Source organism: Candidatus Methylospira mobilis (assembly GCF_009498235.1).
GTDB lineage: Bacteria > Pseudomonadota > Gammaproteobacteria > Methylococcales > Methylococcaceae > Methylospira > Methylospira mobilis.
In genome coordinates, this window is the sequence record NZ_CP044205.1 from 1,530,102 (window position 1) to 1,552,630 (window position 22,529).

Here is a 22,529-nt window from a genome sequence, read left to right on the forward strand (position 1 = left end):
GTAAAATTGAAGCGCGCTGATTTCGAATAAATCAGCGCTTCCCTTGCAGATATAAACGGATATGTCGATACTGAACGCATGAAGATTAAGCAATGGGACACCTTGACCAATCATTTTTTGATTGCCATGCCCGGTATGGACGATCCTTTCTTCGCTAAAACGGTGACTTACTTATGTCAGCATAGTCTGGAAGGCGCGTTGGGTATCGTATTGAACCGGCCGTCGGAACTGACGCTCGCCGATGTCATGGAACAGATGAAAATAGATTTGCAGCAGGAAGACACCGGAAAAACGCCTATCTATCTGGGCGGTCCGATACAGCCGGACCGCGGTTTCGTTTTGCATGAGACCGGTCAAAGCTGGGATTCCACCTTGCGCGTTTCGTCCGAAATATCCATGACCACTTCGCGCGATATCCTCGAGGCCCTGGGTCAGGGCAAAGGACCGGCAAAAGTCTTGATTGCTTTGGGCTATGCAGGCTGGTCTCAGGGGCAGCTGGAGCGCGAGATCATCGAAAATGCCTGGCTGAATACCCCTGGAGACCAGTCCATCCTGTTCGATTATCCGCCCTCGCAACGCTGGAAAGCCGCAGCCGGTCTGGTCGGGGTCGATATCCGCCTGCTGACGACCCAGGCCGGGCATGCCTGAAGTCGAGCAGACGGCGCGGGATGGCGCTTATATCGGTTTTGATTTTGGCGAAAAGAATATCGGCGTCGCCGTCGGTCAGCGTATCACCGCGACCGCGACGCGCCTGGAAACCATACGCGTTGTCAGTAACGCCGCCAAGTGGGACGCCATTACCCGCCTGGTGAACGAATGGCGGCCCGTAGCGTTTGTGGTGGGTTTGGCTTATCAGCTTGATGGCAGCGAGAATCCGATTACCCAGCCGACCTTGCGTTTTTGCAGGCAACTGGACGGCCGCTATCGTTTGCCTGTTTACACCATGGATGAGACTTTATCCACCATGGAGTCAAAAGAGATTTTTTACCAATCGCGTACGCGCCGCTCCGAAAAGTTTATCGACTTCAAGGACGAATTTGCCGCTCAATTGATACTGCAAACCTGGTTGCGTCAACCTTTACCCGGAGGTGCCGGACATGTCTGAATCCCTGCCGCGGCTCGACGAGCTGCTGGAACGTCTCGAAAACGATATGCGCGTCGAAATCGAAAAGCGCGGGTTGAGCGACCCGGTCATGATCGGCGTGCTCAGCGGCGGCGCCTGGATCGCGCAGCAGTTGCACGGCCGTCTGGCGATACGCGAGCCGCTGGGTTTGCTGAACATCAATTTTTATCGCGACGATTTCTCCCAGATCGGCATGCATCCGCGCGTAACGCCGAGCAAGCTGCCGTTCAGAGTCGAAGGGCGCAATATTCTGTTGATCGACGATGTGCTGCATACCGGGCGCACCATACGCGCGGCGTTGAATGAAATTTTCGATTACGGGCGTCCGGCTCAGGTGGTGCTGGGCGTACTGGTGGCGCGCGATGGCCGCGAGATACCGGTACAGGCCGATTGCAGCGGCATGCGGTTGCGGCTGGAGCAAGGTCAAAAGATCAAGCTGTCGGGGCCGGAACCGCTCGAGCTTTTTATTATAAGCTCAAGCAATATCCACGAAAAACACGAACAAAAGCTGGAAGAGCGTTGATACAGATTAAGGCGTAAGTGATGAGCCATAGTAACTCGGCAGGAATACCTCAGGGACACTATCTGAAATCAACAACGGCATGGTTCGAGTCGTGAAGTATTTTCGTGTTTTTCGTGGACAACGATCTACAGCTGAAGCGAGGTTCAATGATCAGGGACATACAGTTTGACGATGCAGGCCGTTTGCGGCATTTTCTGACGCTGGAAGGATTGGCGCCGGCGTTGCTGTATCGCATCATGGACACCGCCGAGTCTTTTGTCAGCGTGACCGATCGCCAGATCAAGAAGGTGCCGTTGCTGCGCGGCAAAACCATCGTCAACCTTTTTTTTGAGAACAGCACGCGCACGCGCACCACATTCGAACTCGCGGCCAAACGCCTTTCCGCCGATGTATTGAGCATTAATATCGCTACATCGGCCACGTCCAAGGGGGAGGGTCTGCTCGACACCATCTGGAACCTGCAGGCCATGCATGTCGACATGTTCGTGGTCAGGCATGCGCACAGCGGCGCGGCTCATTTCATCGCGCAGCATGTCGAGCCGCATGTCAGTGTCATCAATGCCGGAGACGGGCGGCATGCGCATCCGACGCAAGCCATGCTGGATATGTTCACCATCCGCCGGATAAAGGGGGACTTTACCCCGCTGAGCGTTGCGATAGTCGGCGACATATTACATTCGCGCGTCGCGCGCTCGGAAATTCATGCACTGAAAATCCTCGGCGTTTCCGATATTCGCGTGATTGCGCCGCCGACCTTGTTGCCGGGAGGAATAGAACAGTCCGGCTTGCGCGTATTTCACGATCTTGATGCCGGTTTGCGCGACGTCGATGTCGTGATCATGCTGCGGTTACAGCGCGAACGTATGAGCGGAACCTTTTTGCCGAGTAAGCAGGAGTATTACCTGCGTTTCGGTTTGACCGAGGCGCGGCTGCGCCAGGCCAGACCGGACGCGATAGTCATGCATCCGGGGCCGATCAACCGCGGTGTGGAAATCGACTCGCGCGTCGCCGACGGCGTGCAGTCGGTGATTTTGCAGCAGGTCGGTTATGGCATTGCGATACGGATGGCGATATTGTCGATGGCAATGCACTCCGGGGACGCCGCCGCTGCTGCACGGGAGGCGTCATGAGTTACGATAGGATACTGATCGATCAAGGCCGCATTATCGATCCGGCTAATAACGTCGATGCCGTCGCGCCCTTGTATATCGCCGGTGGCCGCGTTGTTGCGCTTGGGCGCGCGCCTGACGGTTTCGAGCCCGACAGAGTGATCGACGCGCGCGACAGACTGGTCTGCCCGGGATTTGTCGATCTGTGCGCTCGCCTTCGCTCGCCCGACGTGGAGGATGCCGATGCTGAATTTGCCGAGTATCGCGCGGCGGCTGCGGGCGGCGTTACCACTATGCTGTGTCCGCCTGACGGAAGCCTGGTTATTGACAGTCCCGCCGTGGTCAGACTGCTGCGCGAACAGGCGCAAAATGCCGGATTGGGCAAGGTCTTACCGACAGGCGCGCTGACCAGGGGATTGAACGGCCAGGATCTCAGCGAAATGGGCGCGCTGCAGCAAGCGGGGTGTCTGGCGGTCGGCAACGGCGACGCGCCGGTTGCGAATGCGCTTGTCTGGCGCCGGGCGCTGGAATACGCGGGTTTTCACGGCTTGCTGGTCATTGCGCGTCCCGAAGACGTGTCCTTGAAAGGGGATGGCTGCGTACATGAGGGCTGGGTCGGCAGCGAACTGGGCTTGCCGGGTATTCCCGCGTGCGCGGAAACCGTCGCGCTGGCGCAATTGCTGGCCCTGGTGGAGCAAACCGGGGTGCGGGTGCATGTCAACCGTCTCAGCACTGCGCGCGCGGTGGATATGCTGGCTTTGGCCCAGGCGCAAGGTTTGCCGGTCAGCGCCGATATCGCCATTCACCATGCGCATTTGACCGAAGCCGCGGTAGGCAATTTCGACGCCAATGCGCATGCAGTGCCGCCGTTTCGGACCGTTGACGACCGCGCGGGCCTTATAAAGGGATTATCGCAAGGCGTTATCTGCGCGCTTTGTTCCGATCACCACCCGCTGGCGCTGGATGCGCGCCAGGATGCTTTTCAAGCCACGCTGCCCGGACTCGCATCGTTGCAGATGCTGTTGCCGCTGGCGTTGCGTCTGGTAGAAGAAAATGAGGTGACGTTGTCGCGCGCCATCGCATTATTGACCAGCGGTCCTGCCGGGGTGCTGGGAATAGAAGCCGGAACCTTAACCCCTGGCGTCAGCGCGGATGTGTGCGTGATCGATAGCGGGCGGGAATGGACAGTAAACGAATCGTTCTGGCTGAGTTGCGGACGCAATACCCCGTACTGGAATAAGGCGTTCAAGGGGCTGGTGACGCATACCCTGATTTCCGGGCGGCTGGCGTCGGAGCTGTGAGGCGGGTGGGGGCTGCGTATGGCAAAAAAGACAGATGCGGATGGTGCGGAAGTCAATGAAGCCCGTCTGTCCGGCAAGCGCATCAGCGAGTGGCCGGAAGATGAACGCCCGCGCGAAAAACTGCTGCGGCGCGGACCGGAGGCGCTGACCGACGCCGAATTGCTGGCGATCTTTTTACGCATAGGGACGCGCGGCAAAACCGCCGTGGATCTGGCGCGCGATTTGTTGCAGGAATACGGCTCGCTACGCGCGCTGCTGCATGCGCCGAGGGAGCGCTTTACTCAAAGCAAGGGCATGGGCGACGCCAAGTACACGCAACTGATGGCTGTGCTGGAAATGGGGCGCAGGCATCTGAAGGAAGAGCTGGGCCGGAACAATGCGCTTACCAGTCCGGATCTCACTCGCAATTATCTTACCGCGCTGATGGCGGGTTACAGCCACGAAGTTTTCGCCTGTTTGCTGCTGGACAATCAGCACCAGGTTATCCGCTTCGAACCTTTGTTCCGCGGCACTATAGACGCCGCCAGCGTTTATCCGCGCGAAGTCGTCAAACTGGCGCTCGATTACGGCGCGGCGGCAATCATTTTCGCCCATAACCACCCCTCTGGACTGACTCAGCCCAGCGAAGCCGACAAACAGATCACTCAACGGCTCAAGCAAGCGCTGGCGTTAATGGATATCCGCGTCCTCGATCATTTCATTATCGGCGACGGCGACCGCCCGTATTCCTTTGCGGAAAACGGTTTGCTGTAGCTGTGAAGTACCTGCTCAGTTCACTCAATCCTGCAAGGGCTACTGCGGCTCCGCTCCGTCGTCAGTCACTGCTTCCGGCGCCGCATCCCTATATTCGTGGCGCTGCGGATCGCGCTTGACTCTGATGTAAATGAGCCGCAGCCGTAAATACATTGCGATCCATTTCATCTGTTTCCATACGATCCCGGCAAAGAATTTCGGATAAAACAGCCCGAAAGGTTCGGTCGGAAGACCTGGCCGGCGGTCATGGCGGGACTTGAGGCGCAGGTAGCCTCCCTCCAGCGGATGGACTTTTTCTATATCGACGCAGCCCTTGAACCAGACAATATTGAATAAGGTATTGCCGGGGCTGCTTCCGGCCGCCATCGCCCGTCTGAGCACCGTTTCGATGTGCACCGGGCTGTAATACGCCTTCCATGCCGCCTGCGATACCTGTTCCCATTCCGCGCGCGACATCAGGGGATGGTCTATGACGACGTGATTGACGTCGTAATTGTTCAGGTCGGAGTTCATGTTAACGCCGGCCTCGGACAGTTTCTTATGATCCTCAGACCCCGGCAGCGGGGTAAGGGTGAAAAACTCAAGGAGATCGATGGGTAATTCTTCCTTTATAGTTTCTATATCGCGAAGAATGGCCTCCGGCGTATCCTTGGGAAAACCGAGGATGTAGCCGCAATAAGTCACTACCTTTGCGTGCTTCCATGCAAGCAGCATCTTGCGGTATTCGCTGATCCTGTTATCCTTTTTCCTTGCATCAAGCAGATTGGCGGGATTAATGTTCTCAAGGCCGATAAAAACGCGTTTGACCCCGGCTCGCGCTGCTTTTTCGATGAAGTTCGGTATCCGGTGGCAGAGGGTATCGACCTGGAGGCTGAAACTGATTTTCAGTTTTTCGACCTCGCGCAGATGAATCGGGCGATCCAGAATCGGTTCCCAGTTCTGGTTGCGCGCGAAGTTGTCGTCGCTGATGAAGAGGCGATGAAAGCCTTGCGCGACATTCGTGCGCACGCAACGTTCGACATCGTCCGGATGGCGATAACGAGATTTACGCCCCTGCACGTTGATGATGGTGCAGAACGAGCACAGAAAAGGACAGCCGCGCCCGGCGTCTATGCTCATATTCGAGCCTATGGTGCGCTTTATCCGTTCCGCGGGGAGCTGCGGTATTACAAGCCCCATTCAGATCCGGAAATTTGTTCAGATAATTGTAAATCGGTTGCAGCTGCCGGTTCCAGGCATCCAGCAGCACTTGTTCGATACGACCTTCGGCTTCGCCGACGAAAAGCGAAACACCCATCTCTTCGGCTCGGCGCACATCCGGGTCGCGCTCCTTGAGCATGGAGAGTGTGCCGGAGACGTGGAAGCCGCCGGGCGACCATGACGCCGCGCTGCCGCAACGGCGCTGCGATGTCGAGCGCGCGCGGAAACTGATTCGACTGTACGCCGACCAGCATCACCATTCCGGCGCCGGCCTCTTCCAGCAGCGCGGCAATCTGCTCCGTGCCGATACGCGTATTGGTTTCGTCGAAGGCGTGTATGTCGATTTGGACGTTGTTGCCGAGCGCTTTGCGTTCGGCGCAATCCATCGCCAGACCATAAAGTACCGCCAGCGAGTTCGATGGAATGGATGAGCGTAGCCATTGAATTACGTAACCGTCATCATCGTAGTGCGATGGCTTGATGAGCAGGAGGCAGAAGCGCTCGCGCGGTTTCGGCTCTGATACTGATATTATCTTGAACTGTTAAGATTATATTTTTTTATATGCAGCTATGCCCGACATTGTTGCCCGCTCCTGCAAAGTGTTTCAGCCGAAAGCATTTGCGCGCCGCCACTTTAAGCGCAACTACCATGTTCTGATTCCGCTTGCTGAATAATTGCTGCGTATTTGGGGGGGAGTTTCTGCGGGAGCCAACGCTCAGGAACCCGCAGCCGGCTCGACAGGCAGCGTCTTTATCGTTTTCTTTTGGCGGCGCTTGGCTTTCTCCGGGTATACGGAAGTTGCCGTATTGCTGCCGCTGAGTGCCGGGGTGCATGAGCCGGATAGGGGAAGCGATCCATCTTGCGCAGTACCGGGAATATAGCCATCCACAAGACGGTGACGGTCAGGGTGACCGCTCCTCCCGCCACTACAGCCGGCACCAGTCCCAGCAGTACCACGCTGACTCCGGATTCGAATTCGCCCAGTTCGTTCGACGCGCCGATGAATACCGCATTGACGGCGCTTACGCGGCCTCGAATCGCATCGGGGGTTTCGAACTGTACCAGTATCTGTCGAATATACACGCTGACCATATCGCCTGCGCCGAGCAGAAACAAGGCGGCCAGCGACAGGCCGAAGTTCCCGGAAAGTCCGAATACGATGGTAGACAAACCGAACAGCGCGACGCCGCCGAACATCCAGCGTCCGACATGGCGAGCGATCGGCGCCTGCGCCAGCGCGATTGCGGTCAATGCCGCGCCGAGACCGGGCGCTGTGCGCAGCAGGCCCAATCCGGTAGGGCCGACATGCAGAATATCGTTGGCATAGGCCGGCAACAGCGCGGTAGCGCCGCCGAACAGCACTGCGAAAAGGTCCAGGGAAATCGCGCCCAGCACCACAGGACGCGAGCGTACGAAGCGCAGGCCTTCGAGCAGGGTATGCAGGGTGACCGGTTCGCGGTCCGATTGCTTGACGTGCGCGACGCGAACCCGCATCATCATCACGGTAGCCAGCGCCATTATCACAGCGACTGCCGCGAATACTACCTCGGGACCGGCCAGATAAAGCAGGCCGCCGAGCGTCGGGCCGCAGATCACCGCGACGTGAAAAGTGGACGACCCGACCGCAACCGCATTGCTGAAATGTTCCTGGGACACCAGGCTCATGACGATAGCCTGTCCGGTGGGCATCATGAACGCGCGGGATGCGCCGTGCAGCGCCAATACCGCCAGCACCGGCCACACTTCATGCAGGCCGTTCAGGGTAAATGCAAGCAGGGTTAATGCGCATGCCAGGTCTATCGCAAAACAAATCACCAGTATCCAGCGCTTGTCGCAGCGATCCGCTACCTGTCCGGCAAACAACACCAACAGGGCAAACGGTAGAAACTGCGCCAGGCCGATCAGGCCCAGATCCAGCGCCTTGCCGGTAATGGCATAGATTTGCCAGCCTACCGCAATACTTTGCATCTGCAGCGCAATCTGGATCATGAAGCGCGCACTCAGAAATAGTGCGAAATTGCGATTACGTAGAGCGGAAAAGCCTTTGATTGATGATGGCATCAGTGGTTCGGACGCAGATGGGGTGCCGTGGGTGGGCTATTGCGGCAATGTGTTTGTGTAAAAAAACGATCAATCGATCAACCGGCTGGTTCGGTTATGCAGGCGAACCTGCCGGCACAGCGCTGTGCGACATGATACAACAATATACCGCCGGAATTGCAAAGGGTTTCGTTCCGGAAAACAGGGGGTCAATTCATTCCGTGCCTCAGTTAAAATGCTGGGGTTGGCCTATTAATCTAAGTCTGGCTCAACGCAATAAATACGTTACTATTGCAATAGCTGGACACGACGCCGGAGTTGCTGATGTGACTAATAAAGATATTTCGACGGTTCGCGTGCTGATTGCTGACGATCACACCATCGTGCGGGAAGGGTTGAAACAGCTGTTTTCGTTGACAACCGATATTGTCGTGGCGGGCGAAGCGGTAAATGGCCCTCAGGTTTGCGAAAGGATACAGCGCGGAAATTTCGACCTGATACTGCTGGATATGAGCCTGCCCGGTATCAATGGGGTGGAGCTGATTGCGCTGATTCGGGCTCAAGCGGCGCATTTACCGATACTTGTGCTCAGTATGCACAACGAGGTGCAGCTTGCGCGAGGCGCGCTTAACGCCGGAGCTTCCGGTTATCTAACCAAGGATAGCGATCCGGAAGTGCTGGTGGCGGCGATCCATAAGGTGATGGAAGGAGGCCGGGTTATCGATCATCAGTTGGCGGAGAGTATGGCTTTCGATGTCAGCCGTTGTCCTCAAAATCTGCCCCATCATCAGCTGTCCAAACGGGAGATGCAGATTTTGTGCCTGCTTGGCGGCGGTATGAGTGTCAACGAAATCGCAGAACGGCTTTTCATCAGTAACAAAACGGTAAGTACTCATAAAGCCCGTTTGATGCAAAAGATGAATATTGAAAACAATATTGAACTGGTGCGCTATGTCATCACCCATAACCTTACCGGTTAGGGTTTTCGCGCGTAGCTCAGCAGCCGGCGCAGGTGGGGATGCGCACGAGCACCACAGTTCCGGAGCCGGCTGAGCTGGAAACCGTCAGTTCGCCTCCCACGGCCATTGCACGCTCGCGTAGACCCATCAGACCATAGGACTGCTGTTTACGCGGCAATAGGGTATCGAAGCCGACACCGTTGTCTTCCACTTGCAACTGACATACATCCGCGGTGCAGTTCAGTGTGACTTGCACCCGGCTCGCTTGAGCATGCCGGGCGGCATTGGTCAGTGTTTCCTGTGCGATGCGGAACAGCGCGATAGCCTGTGCTTCCTGCGTGCAAAAATCATCCGGCGATGTGTTTAATTCACATGTAATGCCGGTTTGGCGGAAAAATTCGTGCGTCAGCCATTCCAGCGCCGGCACTATGCCCATATCAAGCACGGCAGGGCGCAATGCGGTCGATACGTCGCGCGTCACCTGTATGGTGTTATCCACCAGTTGCAGCAGATTGTCGGTCGCTTCCTTGAATAACGTATCCTCTTTGCCGAAGCGCATGAGCAGCAAGTTGACGTTAAGCCGCAACGCCATGAGCAGCTGGCCGAGTTCGTCATGCAGTTCGCGCGCAATGCGGTGGCGTTCTTCTTCGCGCGCTGCTTCCCTGTGGCGGGTCAGATCGCGCAGCATTGCGTGCGACTCCTGAAGTTGGCGTTCGGTGCGCTTGAGCGCGCTTATATCGTGGCCTATTGCAAATACGCCGTTGATTTCGCCGTCCGGCCCGTGTTCCGGCACGATTTGAACATCGTGGCTGGTGAGTTCGCCAGTGCCGGGATGCTGCCATTCCACCATTACTTTGCCTGTATTACCGCTGTCCATGACGTGGCGTAGCGCCGCCAGGTATTCCTTGTAGGGCATATTGGTAATGATGCGCCAATGTTCTTCCGGCGTCTCGCCGATGGCCTTGTCATAAGAAATTCCGGTATTGTACACATACGCCGGGTTGACATAGATGCGGCGGCACTCCAGATCATAACGCATGATGATGTCCGGCGAGTTTTCCGCCAGGGTGCGAAATTGCTGTTCGCTTTCGCGGAGGGCCAGCTCCATGCGCTTGCGCTCAATGGCGATCGCGGCAAAATGGCAGGCGCGGCGCACCCGCGCCAGATCTTCCTGAGTAGGGAAGGCCGGCCGGCGTTGGTAAATGCCGAAAGTACCCATTACCTTGCCGGTCGAATCAATTATGGGTTCGGACCAGCACGATTGCAGCCCGGCGGCGAGCGCCAGGTGTTTGTATGGCGCCCAGTATGGGTGGGTGTTCAGGTCATCGGTAATGACGGTTGCTCCGCGCCATGCCGCCGTACCGCAGGAGCCGATACCGTCGCCGGTTGGCATATCGTTGATTGCAATCAAATAGTCGGTCGGCAGCTTCGGCCCGAAGGCGCAATGCAGATGCTTGCCGTCAGGAGCCGCCAGCATGATGCTGCCTAGAAGTTTGGCGTTCGGTTCTTCGATATATTCCAGGATTAGTCTGAGCAGCTCGACTAAATCGGCGCCTTGAGCCAAGCGTTCGAAAATACGAATGCGGATGTTTTCCTGTCTTTCGCGGCGTATGCGGCTGGTTATATCGCGCCCGATGGCCAGCACGCCCTGGGGGCGGCCGTCGGCCCCGAGTTCTGCGACAAAACGCATATGGTAATGACTCGCGCCGCCATGACCGTCGGCCATGGACAGTTCCATTTCGCTCTCCAGTCCCTCGTCGAGTGCGGCTTGTATTCGGGACTGGTACTCGGCCCAGACGCTGCTGGAGGGGGTGTTTTCCCGCGGAGTCTTGCCGATCATTTGTTGCAATTCGAGACCTGCGCTCCTTCGTAATGTCGGGTTGACGTAGATTCTGCGACATTCCCGGTCGTAGCGGGCAATAATGTCGGGCGCATTTTCCGCGAGGGTGCGGAACTGCTGCTCGCTTTCACGCAGGGCTTTTTCCATGAGTTTGCGACGGGTGATATCGTGTCCTATGACCAGCACGCCCAGTATCGCGCCATGCGCATCGTGTTCCGGGACGAAGCGCACATGATGGTAGCGTTCTTCGCCGCCGATATCGATACGGATCATATCCATATCAGCTTCTGTTTCGTTATCGACCACGGTACGCAACATTTCCTGAAACTCAATCCAGCCGCGGGGAACATCATCCGTCATGGTCTTGCGCACGGGCCAAGAGGCTTTTTGCGCGGCCGGATTGGCATAGGTTCTTCGCAGTTGCAAATCATAGCGGGTGATGTGGTCCGGCGTATTTTCCGCAAGGCTGCGAAACTCGCGTTCCCGGATTTCCAGTAGTTCGTGTGCGCGCTTCCGCTCGCTGATATCGTACAGAAAGCCGTGCCAAAGAATGTTGCCGTCTTCCTGCTCTTGCGGAATCGACCGGCCTTCCAGCCATCTCACTCCCTTGCCGGGGTGAATGATGCGGAATTCATTGTGCCATGGCGTCAGCATGCGCGCCGATACGTCCAGGGCGTCGAGGTGTCCTGGCAGATCGTCGGGGTGAACGGAGGGTAGATAATCGATCGGCCAGCTGTCACGGCTAAGCCCGGTCACGTCTTCCAGGCGTGGCGATGCGTAAGTCAGGCGCCTGTGTCCGTCGGGCGTCAGCTCGACGCTGTAAATGAGTCCCGGCAATACTTCGGCGATATGCCTTAGTTGCGTTTCGAGCGATTCCGCCTGACGGTCGGCGGTGATATCGCGAGTGACGCCGACGATACGGTGCATGCGGCCGCTGCTATCCCGAACCGGAATCGCGGTCGAGTGATAAAAGCGGTGTTTGCCCTTCGTCAGGTCGGGTCCGATTTTTTCGTCCACAGGGACGCCGCTGGCGATGCAGCTGCGGTATTTGTCATTGAGCGTTTCGGCAAGCTCCGGCGATAGCGTTTCCTCTATGCATTTTCCTACCAGCTGCGCGCGGGGCAGTCCTCTGCAGCGTTCGAATGCCGGGTTCACGTCAATGTATCTGAAACGGTTGTCTTCGGTCGCTTCAAGTAAAAACAGCGCGTCCGAACAATACTCGAAGATGTCGCGGTAGCGGCGCTCGCTTTCCTGCAGCGCATGTTCCGCTTGTATGCGTTTGGTTTCACTGCTGAAGCGATTCAGCGCATAGCTGATATCCATGGCCATTTCAATCAGCAGGTTGCGCGCTGCTTCATCAAATGCGTCGACGCTGCCCGAGTAGACGGTCATGACGCCTGCCAGGATGTCATCCTGAAGCAACGGCAGAGACGCCGATGAACCCCAGTAATGGCACGAGCCGCATTGCCGCCAGGGCTCGGCTATCGGGTCGTTTAGAAAGTCCTGACACCAGACCGGTTTTCCCTCGCGGAGGACTACGCCGCATGGGCCGCGTCCCAAGGGGTTGTCGGCATCCGCCGATGTTTCAATATCATGCAGGTATTCAGTGCCCTCGCCATAACTTGCAACCGGCCGGATCCTGCCGGTATCCGGCTCTATAAGGCCGATCCAGGCCATTTTCATCTTGCCGAACAGCACGGCGTCCCGGCAGATTTGCGCGAATAGCTCCTCTGCATTGGCGCAGCGCACAATCGCTTGATTGCACTGGCTGAGCGCGGCGTAAAGATCGGTGAGTCTCTGAATTTTCTCTTCGGCAGCCTTGCGTCCGCTTATGTCGCGCGCCAGCGCGAAGCGGGTTTGTTTGCCTTCGTAGATGAAGCGCGAGGCATTGATCTCGACAGGGAACAGGCGGCCGTCCTTGGTTTTGTGCATGACTTCCAGGGTCGTAAATCCTGCGGTTTCGAGGTCGTGCTGTATTTTCTTGGAAAGCTCGTCGTTAAAACGGGGGGAGAAGTCAAATAGCGTCATCGACAGTAGTTCTTCGCGACTGTACCCGAGCGCGCGGCAAGCCTCCTGGTTGACATAACGGATGATTGAGCCGTCTTCGATCAAATAGGCGGCTTCCCGCACCTGATCCAGCGCAAAGTCCAATAGCTGGGCGCGGCTTTCGTTCTGTGTCTGCGCGGTCGTATCGCGCGCATTGCCGACTACGCCGATTACCTTGCCGTGCTGGTCAAACTCAGGGTAGTGGCTCACCTGGAATTTGCCGAGGCCGCCGGCCTTCGGCCATTGCACTTCCAGAGTGGTTGGCATGCCGGTCGCGATAGTTTTGCATACCGCATCGTATAGCGCCTGATTTTGTTCCGGGCAGCCGGGTAGCGGAATCTCGGGAGCGGTACGTCCCAGAATGGAATCGGCAGGCAAGCCGGATGCGGCGATGCGCGGGCTGATGTAGGTAAAGCGGCCCTCGGTATCGAAACGTACGATAAAGTCAGGGTGATTGTCTATCAGCAGTTGCAGGAGCTGCGCGCCTGCATGCAGTTGTTGTTGCGCGTTACGCAGCTGGAGATGCGTGCCGATGCGCGTAACGGCTTCGCGGAATTGCAGCGGTTTGCACAGGCAGTCGCAGGCGCCTGCTTCGAAATGCGCGTCTATCGATACAGCGGAATATGTATCGGTCAGAAAGATGACCGGTATTTCTCCGGCGGCCGTTATTGTTTTGAGTTGTTTGCAGCTTGCAAGGCCATCCATGCCGGCCGTTGTCGTGTCCAGCAGGATAAGTTCGGGCTGCGGTTGCAACGCAAGCCGCAAACCTGCTTCGTTATATGGCGCGACGGCAATCCGGTGGCCTCGCGTTTCCAGGGTTTCGGTTATATCTCGCAGGCTTTCCGGGTCATCCCCGATATACAAAATACAGGATATTTGTGCGCTCATGATGACCACTGTGTAAGGAAATGCCTATTTTTGCTAGGCAAGTAACTGCCATAAAATCAGATGTAGCCGATATTTATGTCTTAAAAACTTGTGCATTATATAACAACGCTGTAACCGCATATGACATTTCGAGTTTTTCAATGAAATTGAGCTCGTGTCCATAGAATGATCGTAAATGGTTTTGCCTCCGGACGCCAGATATTTGTCTGGAGAAATTGCGCATGACAGCCGCATATGCCCGGATTTTGGTGCGGAAAGTGCTTCGGCCTCGAGTGTTTCTCAGGCATAAGAACCCGCTCTAAATAAACGGTTGAATATTCCGTGTAATTTTAATTATACGGAAATAAGCTCGGAAATTAAGAAATATTTCATATCCGAAAAACAGGGGGATTTATCATGTTGAATTATTTATTTGGCGACGCGCCCAGTGCGAAAATGCAGGCTCGTATCGATGAGGTTGCAGGTATCCTGGAAACAATAGCTGCGCGCGATTTCGGCCGGACCATAGATGTTTCCGGCGCCGACGCTTTTGCTCCGGTGATGCGAATCATGAAAAAAGTCCAGGATGAAACTATAGCGCACAGCCGGCGGATCGACAGCATGGAAGCGGCTTTAAATACGGTCGGCGCCTGCGTGATGATAGCGGACGAAAACTTTAATATTACTTATATGAATCCAGCTCTCGTTTCGATGTTCAAGGCTGCCGAAGCGGATTTTCGCGCGTCGTTTCCGATGTTTGATGTCAGCCGTATTTTGGGCGCCAATATTGATATGTTTCATAAGGACCCCAGCCATCAGCGACGCATGCTGAACCAGCTGACCGGGCCGCATCAAACTGAAATCAGTATCGGCAAGCTGGGATTCGGCTTGCTGGCGAATCCGATTTTTAATGCGGAAGGACAGCGGATCGGCACAGTGGTCGAATGGACCAATGCTTCCGCCGAAGCCCGTTTTGACGTGCAGTTCAACCGCGTAATGGAGGACGTTCTGCAAGGGCGTCTCGCCGTTCGCGTCGATCTGGACAGCATTCCGACAAACGGTTCTTATCGCCACATTGCGGAAGGCGTTAATCTGATCCTGGACGCAGTGATAGCGCCGTTGAATATAGCTGCAGGCTATGTAGAGCGTATCGCCAGGGGCGACATACCGCCGAAGATTACCGACAGCTATAACGGCGATTTCAACAACATCAAAAACAACCTCAACACCTGCATCGATGCGCTGGGTGGTCTGATCGACAGCATGAATCATATGTCGAGCGAACATGATCGCGGAGATATCGACGCCCAGATGGACGTCGCCAGATTCAACGGTGCGTACCGGACCATGGCCGAGGGCGTGAACGCGATGGTGGCCGGACATATCGCGGTTAAAAAGAAAGCGATGGCTTGCGTCAAGGCGTTTGGCGAAGGAGACTTCGATGCGCCGCTGGAGCAGTTTCCAGGCAAGAAAGTATTTATAAATAACACGATAGAGCAGGTCCGAATCAATCTTAAAGCGCTGATTGCCGACGCAGACATGCTTTCCCGTGCAGCCGTCGAGGGCAAGCTGGCGACGCGCGCCGACGCCGGCAAGCATCAGGGCGACTTCCGCAAGATCGTACAGGGCGTCAACGACACGCTGGATGCGGTGATCGGGCCGTTGAACGTCGCCGCGGGTTACGTGGATCGTATCGCCCGGGGCGATATACCGCCGAAGATCGCCGACAGCTATAACGGCGATTTCAACAACATCAAAAACAACCTCAACACCTGCATCGATGCGCTGGGTGGTCTGGTCGACAGCATGAATCATATGTCGAGCGAACATGATCGCGGAGATATCGACGCCCAGATGGACGTCGCCAGATTCAACGGTGCGTACCGGACCATGGCCGAGGGCGTGAACGCGATGGTGGCCGGACATATCGCGGTTAAAAAGAAAGCGATGGCTTGCGTCAAGGCGTTTGGCGAAGGAGACTTCGATGCGCCGCTGGAGCAGTTTCCAGGCAAGAAAGTATTTATAAATAACACGATAGAGCAGGTCCGAATCAATCTTAAAGCGCTGATTGCCGACGCAGACATGCTTTCCCGTGCAGCCGTCGAGGGCAAGCTGGCGACGCGCGCCGACGCCGGCAAGCATCAGGGCGACTTCCGCAAGATCGTACAGGGCGTCAACGACACGCTGGATGCGGTGATCGGACCGGTCAACGAAGTGATGCGCGTGCTGACGGCGATGGAGCGCGGCGACATGACCCAGAGCATAAACGAGGAGTATCGCGGTCAGTTGCGCCAATTGCGCGATATAGTCAACAATACCGTAGACAAGCTGGCGCAAACCATCGGTCAAGTCGTTCTGGCCTCCGAAGCATTGGCGGATGCTACGGGCGAGGTCAGTTCCACCGCACAGTCCTTGGCGCAAGGGGCGAGCGAACAGGCTGCAAGCGTGGAGCAAACCAGCAGTGCGGTCGAGCAGATGAGCGGTTCCGTAATGCAGAATGCGGAAAATGCCAAAGTAACCGACGGTATGGCCAACAAGGCAGCCAAGGAGGCAAGCGAAGGCGGTGGGGCCGTGGCCCAGACCGTTGCCGCTATGAAGAGTATAGCCGGTAAAATCGGCATTATCGACGACATTGCCTATCAGACCAACCTGTTGGCGCTCAACGCGGCGATCGAAGCGGCTCGCGCCGGCGACCACGGGAAAGGCTTTGCCGTGGTCGCCGCGGAAGTGCGCAAACTGGCGGAACGCAGTCAGGTGGCGGCACAGGAAATTAGCGAACTGGCTGACAGCAGCGTGGCGATGGCGGAAAAGGCGGGGCACTTGCTGAGTGAAATCGTACCCAGCATTGCCAAAACTTCCGATTTGGTGCAGGAAATTGCGGCGGCGTCGGGAGAACAAACCACCGGTATTGGTCAGATCAACAATGCGATGACACAGCTTAGCCAAATCACGCAGCATAACGCCAGCGCTTCGGAACAACTGGCTGCAACTGCGGAGGACATGAGCGGGCAAGCCGGGCAGCTACAGAAACTGATGAGCTTCTTTTCGGTAAAAAATGATGCGCGGCTTGCCAGGCCTGGCCGGGAGGGAGCTTTGAAGTCCGATAAGCCGAAAGCGAAGCTTTCCAGGACCCATATCGGGGAGCCGGCATATGCCGTGATTGATGAGGGCGAGTTTGTGCGTTTTTAAGCAGTAAAGACCGGGAAGCGCCGATTGCGATGAGATTGTCTGGTAAAAATAATAATTAACAAATTGATTTTTTGGTTATTTAGCTTGATGATTCCTGATAATCGGTGCTTGACTTGCACTGAGGCGATGTTCGTCATTTAATTAGCGCTGCCTGTGCTTTTAAAACAGCTGTGAACCTAACCAACTGGAGCTTAAGTCTCCACGGAGTAACTAAAATGAATGCTCAGATTCAGCCTGTTCGGAGCGGTAATGGCGCTCTGGCAACCCAAGCAGCGCTACTCGCCGCTTCCGGGAATAGTAAACAGGAGCAGCACCAGTACCTTACTTTTGTGGTGGGGGGAGAAGCCTTCGCCATCGGAATTCTTCACATTAAGGAAATCATCGAATACGGGCAGTTGACCGAAGTCCCTCGTATGCCGATCTTTATTCGCGGCGTGATTAACTTGCGAGGCTCGGTGGTGCCGGTAATCGATTTGAAGGCGTGCCTGGGCAAGGCAATCAGCCAGATAACGCGCCGGAGTTGCATTATCATCGTTGAAGTCGACCACGAGGACGAAAAGCACGATATAGGCGTGCTGGTGGATGCGGTCAGCGCGGTACTGGAAATCCCGACTGGAGATATAGAACCTGCGCCGGCTTTCGGTGCGCGCATCCGCACTGATTACATCGCCGGTATGGGGAAGGTGGATGGAAAGTTTGTCATCCTGCTTAACATCGGCGCGGTGCTGTCGTTGGACGACATGGCCGCCCTGGCCAGTGTCGGCGATCAGGCCGATACGGTCGCTTCGCCGGAAGGCGCGAGGGCGTGAGGTATCCTTCCAGGGGCTGGGGGTAGATCGTGTGAAGGGAAGTATAATGTTCGAAACGAATTTTCTGGAGTATGACACATGGCAAAAACCATTTTAATCGTAGATGATTCCGCTTCTTTACGACAGGTAGTGAATATTTCGCTGACTGGCGCAGGATACGATGTTATTGAGGCTTATGATGGCGTGGATGGGTTGAGAAAGCTGGATGGGCGCAAGATCCATCTTATTATCAGCGATGTCAACATGCCTAATATGGATGGCATTACCTTTGTTGAAGAGGCTAAAAAACTTCCGAATTACAAGTTTACTCCAATAATCATGTTAACCACAGAAGCCGGTGAAGGAAAAAAGCAGGCAGGTCAATCCGCAGGCGTCAAGGCTTGGGTGGTTAAGCCGTTTCAGCCTGCACAGATGCTGACGGTAGTGTCCAAGCTGATTCTCCCTTAAGTGCGGCTTCGATCCGGTTTTTCTGCAGGCTCGGGACGAATCAGGGGGAACGTAAAATAGTAAGGCAAACACTGATTAAATCGTTTTTTGGCGCGTCATGCCAACCGGTTGATTTGATGGCGTTGCAGTCGGCGAATATTGCGTTAATCAGTGCTTCCCAAGATAGGTACGAATAGCTGCGTTGTATCATGAACGATGAACTTTGTTCAGCGTTTCCTTGGACAACGGGGATTAACCGGTATCGGCAATGACTAAGGGTGGGATGAAATTATGACCAGTTCAGCTGAAATAACAGGGCGTATCGCGCTCGAAGGTGAAATGACGATTTATACGGCTGCCGAATTGAAAGCGCGCTTGCTGAAGGCGCTTGAGGAAAACGAGGCGCTTGAGGTCGATTTATCCGGCGTCAGCGAATTGGATAGCGCCGGTTTACAACTTATGGTATTGCTCAAGCGCGAAGCCGGCGATCAAGGCAAAAGCGTGCGCTTTGCCGATCACAGTCAGGCGGTGCTCGATGTGCTGGATCTCACCGATGTGGGCAGCGTTTTCGGGGATCCTGTCCTGATCCGTTCGCAGGCTGCCTGAGGCTGCTTAAACTTTCAATATTCCGATTTCGAGGGAAAAGCCATGAATCTTGATGCCGCACTCAATACCTTCATTACCGAAAGCAGGGATTTACTGCGAGACATGGAGCAAGCTTTATTGCGCCTGGATACGGAACCGGGCAATGACGATATCATCAATGCCATTTTTCGCGCCGCGCATACTATCAAGGGTTCCGCTGGTTTATTCGGCCTCGATTTTATCGTAACCTTTACACATGCCGCCGAGAGTGTGCTGGACAAGGTGCGCGACGGCGAAATCGACATGGATGCCGGCCTGGTAGGCTTGTTTTTGAGCGTTTGCGACCACGAGCAGGTATTGATCGGCCTCGCCGCCAATCATGAAGCGCCGGATGACGATGTCCAGCGCGCCAGCGATGCGTTGACGGCAAAGCTCGAATGCCATCTCGGTAAAAAACCGTCGCCTGCTGAAGTATCGCCGGCGCAGATCGTCGCCGTCCCAGTGACGGCGGATGCCCGTATCGAGCGCGAGGAAAGCGAAATGGAAGTCGCGGCCAATCATTGGCATCTATCGTTGCGTTTCGGTCCCGATATACTTAGAAACGGGATGGATCCCCTGGCTTTTTTGCGCTATTTGAGTACGCTGGGGCGCATCGTTCACATCGTTACCTTGACCGATTTCCTGCCTTCCGCATCGGAAATGGATCCCGAAACCTGTTATCTGGGATTTGAGCTGGCGTTGGCCAGCGATGCGGATAAAGCCACCATAGAGGGCGCCTTCGAATTTGTGCGCGAAGACAGCCAAATACGTATTCTGCCGCCGCGCAGCAAAATTTCCGAATATCAACGTTTGATCGGCGCTCTGACATCCGAAGAAATGCGCTTGGGTGAAATTCTGGTTCAATGCGGCACGCTGACTCGGAGCGAGCTGGAAACCATGTTGCATCATCAGGCCAAAGTTCGAAAGAGTGGTGAGAATAAGCGACTGCTGGGCGAGGTTTTGATCGAGCAGAATCTGGTGCAGCCCCCCGTGGTCGATGCTGCGGTAGAGCAACAGAAAAAAGTTAAACAGAGTAAAAACACCGAAAACGTTTCCATTCGCGTCGATGCACAGAAGCTGGATCAGCTCATCAACCTGATCGGTGAGCTGATCATCGCCGGTGCCGGCGTCAACCTCTTTGCGGAAAAGGCCGGGATACCCGAGTTACAGGAGGCAACCTCCACCCTTTCAAGGCTGGTTGAAGACGTGCGCGATTCGGCATTGACTTTGCGCATGGTGCAGATCGGCGAAACGTTCAACCGTTTTCAGCGCGTTGTGCATGATGTCAGCAAGGACTTGGGTAAGGATATTCGTCTGGTCATAACCGGGGCGGAAACCGAGCTGGATAAGACTGTCGTAGAAAAAATCGGCGATCCGTTGACGCACCTGGTGCGCAACTCAATGGATCACGGTATCGAGGCAGCCGATGTGCGCGCGGCGCACGGCAAGCCGGCGCAGGGAACCTTGCAACTCCATGCCTACCATGATGCGGGCAGTATCGTCATCGAAGTTTCCGACGATGGCAGTGGCTTGAACAGGGAAAAGATATTGCGCAAAGCTATTGAGCGCGATCTGGTGAAGCCGGATCAGGCGTTGACCGATCAGGAGATTTATCAGCTCATTTTCGAACCGGGTTTTTCGACCGCGGATCAGGTGAGCAACCTTTCCGGGCGCGGCGTCGGGATGGATGTGGTGCGACGGAATATTCAGGCATTGCGCGGCAGCATCGACCTGGATTCGGTGGAAGGCGCGGGTACTACCATACGTGTTCGTTTACCGTTGACGCTGGCCATCATTGACGGTTTTCTGGTCGAGGTCGCGGGAGCGGCCTATGTCGTGCCTCTGGATATGGTATTGGAGTGCATGGAGCTGACTGATAGGGATCGCGAGGTCGATGTCGGTTATATCAACCTGCGCGGGGAAGTGCTGCCCTGTATTCGATTGCGCGAGCTATATGCTGTGGAAGGAACTCCGCCGCGCCGTGAAAATGTGGTGGTGGTGCAATACGGTACTCACCGTGCCGGATTTGTGGTGGATCGGCTGCTCGGCGAATTCCAGACTGTGATCAAGCCGATGGGCAAGCTGTTTAGCATGATCAAGGGCGTAGGCGGTTTTACCATCCTGGGTAGCGGTAAGGTTGCGCTGGTGATAGACGTGCCTGGTGTGGTGCGTCAGGTTGCCAGTCAGGAGGCTCAGCGCAACGCCATCCCTTCGCTGGCTAGGGTCTGATACGCGGTTTATCATGGGTTTTCCGTTCGCCTGCCTGGGCCAGGCGACGGTTAACTCGGCATATCCGTCGAGCGCCTCCGTTGTCGTTGCAGTTCATCTTGAAACCTTAAACCCTATCCACTTGCTAAAATTCGATCGCCAAAAATAACTCAGTGCGGCATCCACCAGTCTATTTTGACGGCGGCAGGTCAGCAGTTCAATATCGACGCCGTTTGCGTTCCAATTTACAGACAATCCAGTACCTGGTTTTCTCTCGCGCGCTGCATGGTTTGCGAGCCGTTTTGACTAACGGCTCAAGTGCGATTTGATGTGATTTTTGCATTTCGTACAATGTAAGGAATGCCTTAGGCAATTTGCCTAAAAGATAAGTAAATATTTAATATTATGCCTATTTTCAGCGTATTCGAACTGATTTACAGTATTGCGCATTGAGCACGCAGAATTACGTTTGAGCTCTGCACCGCAGCGGTAGGGCTCTACAGGTGTATGTTTCACCTTGATTGCCCAGCGCTTTCCGGTTCAAATCGAAGTCAATTCCGCTGAGAGGTCCGGTAGTTTCGGATTCGCTCTTAAATTGATAAGCGCTTGTGGCGAGTCCGAAGGTCGCTGCATTCCGAGAGCGGACATTACGTTCTCTTGCGGCGAATTTGCCGGTTTTCAATAAGATCCCGACTAAAGGCAGGATATTTAAAACAGCAAGGAGTTTGTGAATGATACGCTTACTGATTGCCGACGATCACGCGATCCTGCGCGACGGCTTGAAGAATCTTTTCGCATTTGTCGACGATATTACTGTGGCGGCGGAAGCGGCTGATCATGAACAGTTATTAGATAAATTGAAGCAGGAGCGCTTTGATTTGATTCTGCTCGATATGAACATGCCCGGACTTCATGGCGTTGATCTTATTGCCCGCATTCGCGCCGACGATAAACAAGTTCCTATACTGATCCTTAGTATGTATAGCGAACTGCCGATCGTACAACGTGCGCTCAAGGCCGGCGCTTCCGGCTATCTTACCAAAGGCAGCGGTGGCGCGATATTGATTGAAGCTATACGAAAAGTCGCCAATGGTGGTCATTTTATCGAGCATGCCTTGGCCGAGCAGATATTCTTTGCGGCAGGTGTAACCGGCAAAACCTCTTTGCGGCATGAAAAGCTTTCAAAACGCGAGATCCAGACCCTGTGTTTGTTGGGGCGAGGCGATAGCGTTAGCGAGATAGGCGCAAAGCTGAATATCAGCAGCAAGACTGCCAGCAGTCATAAATGCGCCCTGATGCAAAAAATGGGCTTTACCAATAACGCCGACCTGGTGCGTTATGCGATGGAAAACGGTTTAACGGACGAGAGTTGAGTATTTTGTTAATTGCTTTAGGTAATAAAATCATATTGATATAAGATTTTGTACCGTATGCGAGAGTTAAGCGGTCGAGAAAACGTATGGACTCGCCTTCCGGCGGCATCGGATCGAGACGACAGGCGTATTTTTGGG

General features: G+C 55.2%; 18 protein-coding genes. 14 read left to right on the top strand and 4 right to left on the bottom strand.

All coding sequences use genetic code 11. From position 1 onward, the window contains the following. The first annotated feature begins 78 nt into the window (after window positions 1-78). The 6 genes from F6R98_RS06755 to radC all read left to right on the top strand — a co-directional run bounded on the left by F6R98_RS06755 (window position 79) and on the right by radC (window position 4,809). Window positions 79-648: a YqgE/AlgH family protein gene (locus F6R98_RS06755; RefSeq protein WP_153248338.1), complete on the top strand. Its 570-nt coding sequence runs from the start codon at window positions 79-81 to the stop codon at window positions 646-648. Next, window positions 641-1,105, top strand: coding sequence for a Holliday junction resolvase RuvX (gene ruvX, locus F6R98_RS06760; protein ID WP_153248339.1), 465 nt, complete (start codon window positions 641-643; stop codon window positions 1,103-1,105). The genes F6R98_RS06755 and ruvX overlap by 8 nt, the downstream gene beginning before the upstream one ends. Beyond that, the gene (gene pyrR / locus F6R98_RS06765; RefSeq protein ID WP_153248340.1) at window positions 1,098-1,646 is read left to right on the top strand and encodes a bifunctional pyr operon transcriptional regulator/uracil phosphoribosyltransferase PyrR; all 549 of its coding nucleotides are present in this window, start codon (window positions 1,098-1,100) and stop codon (window positions 1,644-1,646) included. The genes ruvX and pyrR overlap by 8 nt, the downstream gene beginning before the upstream one ends. 146 nt (window positions 1,647-1,792) lie before the next feature. After that, window positions 1,793-2,776 carry an aspartate carbamoyltransferase catalytic subunit gene (locus F6R98_RS06770; RefSeq protein ID WP_153248341.1) on the top strand — a complete coding sequence of 328 codons (984 nt, stop codon included), beginning with the start codon at window positions 1,793-1,795 and terminating at the stop codon, window positions 2,774-2,776. Then, window positions 2,773-4,056: a dihydroorotase gene (locus tag F6R98_RS06775; RefSeq protein WP_153248342.1), complete on the top strand. Its 1,284-nt coding sequence runs from the start codon at window positions 2,773-2,775 to the stop codon at window positions 4,054-4,056. The genes F6R98_RS06770 and F6R98_RS06775 overlap by 4 nt, the downstream gene beginning before the upstream one ends. A gap of 18 nt (window positions 4,057-4,074) precedes the next feature. Continuing rightward, on the top strand, window positions 4,075-4,809 hold the full coding sequence (gene radC / locus F6R98_RS06780) for a RadC family protein (RefSeq protein WP_153248343.1): 735 nt from the start codon (window positions 4,075-4,077) through the stop codon (window positions 4,807-4,809). 39 nt (window positions 4,810-4,848) lie between these two features. Here the strand turns inward: radC and F6R98_RS21920 are convergent, their stop codons facing one another. Together F6R98_RS21920 and F6R98_RS21925 are read right to left on the bottom strand one after the other, a co-directional pair. After that, window positions 4,849-5,928, bottom strand: a complete 1,080-nt coding sequence (locus tag F6R98_RS21920; protein WP_228125136.1) for a B12-binding domain-containing radical SAM protein — start codon at window positions 5,926-5,928, stop codon at window positions 4,849-4,851. After that, window positions 5,855-6,148: a hypothetical protein gene (locus F6R98_RS21925; protein ID WP_228125137.1), complete on the bottom strand. Its 294-nt coding sequence runs from the start codon at window positions 6,146-6,148 to the stop codon at window positions 5,855-5,857. The genes F6R98_RS21920 and F6R98_RS21925 overlap by 74 nt, the downstream gene beginning before the upstream one ends. A 7-nt stretch (window positions 6,149-6,155) precedes the next feature. On the opposite strand from F6R98_RS21925, the gene F6R98_RS21930 reads away from it, so the two are divergent. Next, window positions 6,156-6,440 carry a hypothetical protein gene (locus F6R98_RS21930; RefSeq protein WP_228125138.1) on the top strand — a complete coding sequence of 95 codons (285 nt, stop codon included), beginning with the start codon at window positions 6,156-6,158 and terminating at the stop codon, window positions 6,438-6,440. A gap of 320 nt (window positions 6,441-6,760) precedes the next feature. Here the strand turns inward: F6R98_RS21930 and F6R98_RS06790 are convergent, their stop codons facing one another. Then, window positions 6,761-8,071, bottom strand: coding sequence for an MFS transporter (locus tag F6R98_RS06790; protein ID WP_153248344.1), 1,311 nt, complete (start codon window positions 8,069-8,071; stop codon window positions 6,761-6,763). Between the two features lie 305 nt (window positions 8,072-8,376). Here F6R98_RS06790 and F6R98_RS06795 point away from each other — a divergent pair, with 305 nt between their 5' ends. Next, on the top strand, window positions 8,377-9,030 hold the full coding sequence (locus F6R98_RS06795) for a response regulator transcription factor (protein ID WP_228125139.1): 654 nt from the start codon (window positions 8,377-8,379) through the stop codon (window positions 9,028-9,030). A gap of 16 nt (window positions 9,031-9,046) precedes the next feature. Here F6R98_RS06795 and F6R98_RS06800 read toward each other — a convergent pair whose 3' ends face one another. Beyond that, the gene (locus tag F6R98_RS06800) at window positions 9,047-13,783 is read right to left on the bottom strand and encodes a PAS domain S-box protein (protein WP_153248345.1); all 4,737 of its coding nucleotides are present in this window, start codon (window positions 13,781-13,783) and stop codon (window positions 9,047-9,049) included. Between the two features lie 396 nt (window positions 13,784-14,179). Here F6R98_RS06800 and F6R98_RS06805 point away from each other — a divergent pair, with 396 nt between their 5' ends. From F6R98_RS06805 to F6R98_RS06830, 6 genes are all read left to right on the top strand, one after another. After that, entirely contained in the window at window positions 14,180-16,951 is a 2,772-nt protein-coding gene (locus F6R98_RS06805; protein WP_228125140.1) for a methyl-accepting chemotaxis protein, read from the top strand. A gap of 215 nt (window positions 16,952-17,166) precedes the next feature. Next, window positions 17,167-17,760 carry a chemotaxis protein CheW gene (locus F6R98_RS06810; protein WP_153248346.1) on the top strand — a complete coding sequence of 198 codons (594 nt, stop codon included), beginning with the start codon at window positions 17,167-17,169 and terminating at the stop codon, window positions 17,758-17,760. Between the two features lie 78 nt (window positions 17,761-17,838). Continuing rightward, complete coding sequence (locus F6R98_RS06815; RefSeq protein ID WP_153248347.1) at window positions 17,839-18,207, top strand: response regulator; 369 nt, start codon at window positions 17,839-17,841, stop codon at window positions 18,205-18,207. Window positions 18,208-18,477: 270 nt separating this feature from the next. Continuing rightward, on the top strand, window positions 18,478-18,792 hold the full coding sequence (locus tag F6R98_RS06820) for an STAS domain-containing protein (RefSeq protein WP_153248348.1): 315 nt from the start codon (window positions 18,478-18,480) through the stop codon (window positions 18,790-18,792). Window positions 18,793-18,834: 42 nt separating this feature from the next. Then, complete coding sequence (locus F6R98_RS06825; RefSeq protein ID WP_153248349.1) at window positions 18,835-21,039, top strand: chemotaxis protein CheA; 2,205 nt, start codon at window positions 18,835-18,837, stop codon at window positions 21,037-21,039. A 710-nt stretch (window positions 21,040-21,749) separates the two neighbouring features. Then, the gene (locus tag F6R98_RS06830) at window positions 21,750-22,391 is read left to right on the top strand and encodes a response regulator transcription factor (protein ID WP_153248350.1); all 642 of its coding nucleotides are present in this window, start codon (window positions 21,750-21,752) and stop codon (window positions 22,389-22,391) included. Window positions 22,392-22,529: the final 138 nt, after the last annotated feature.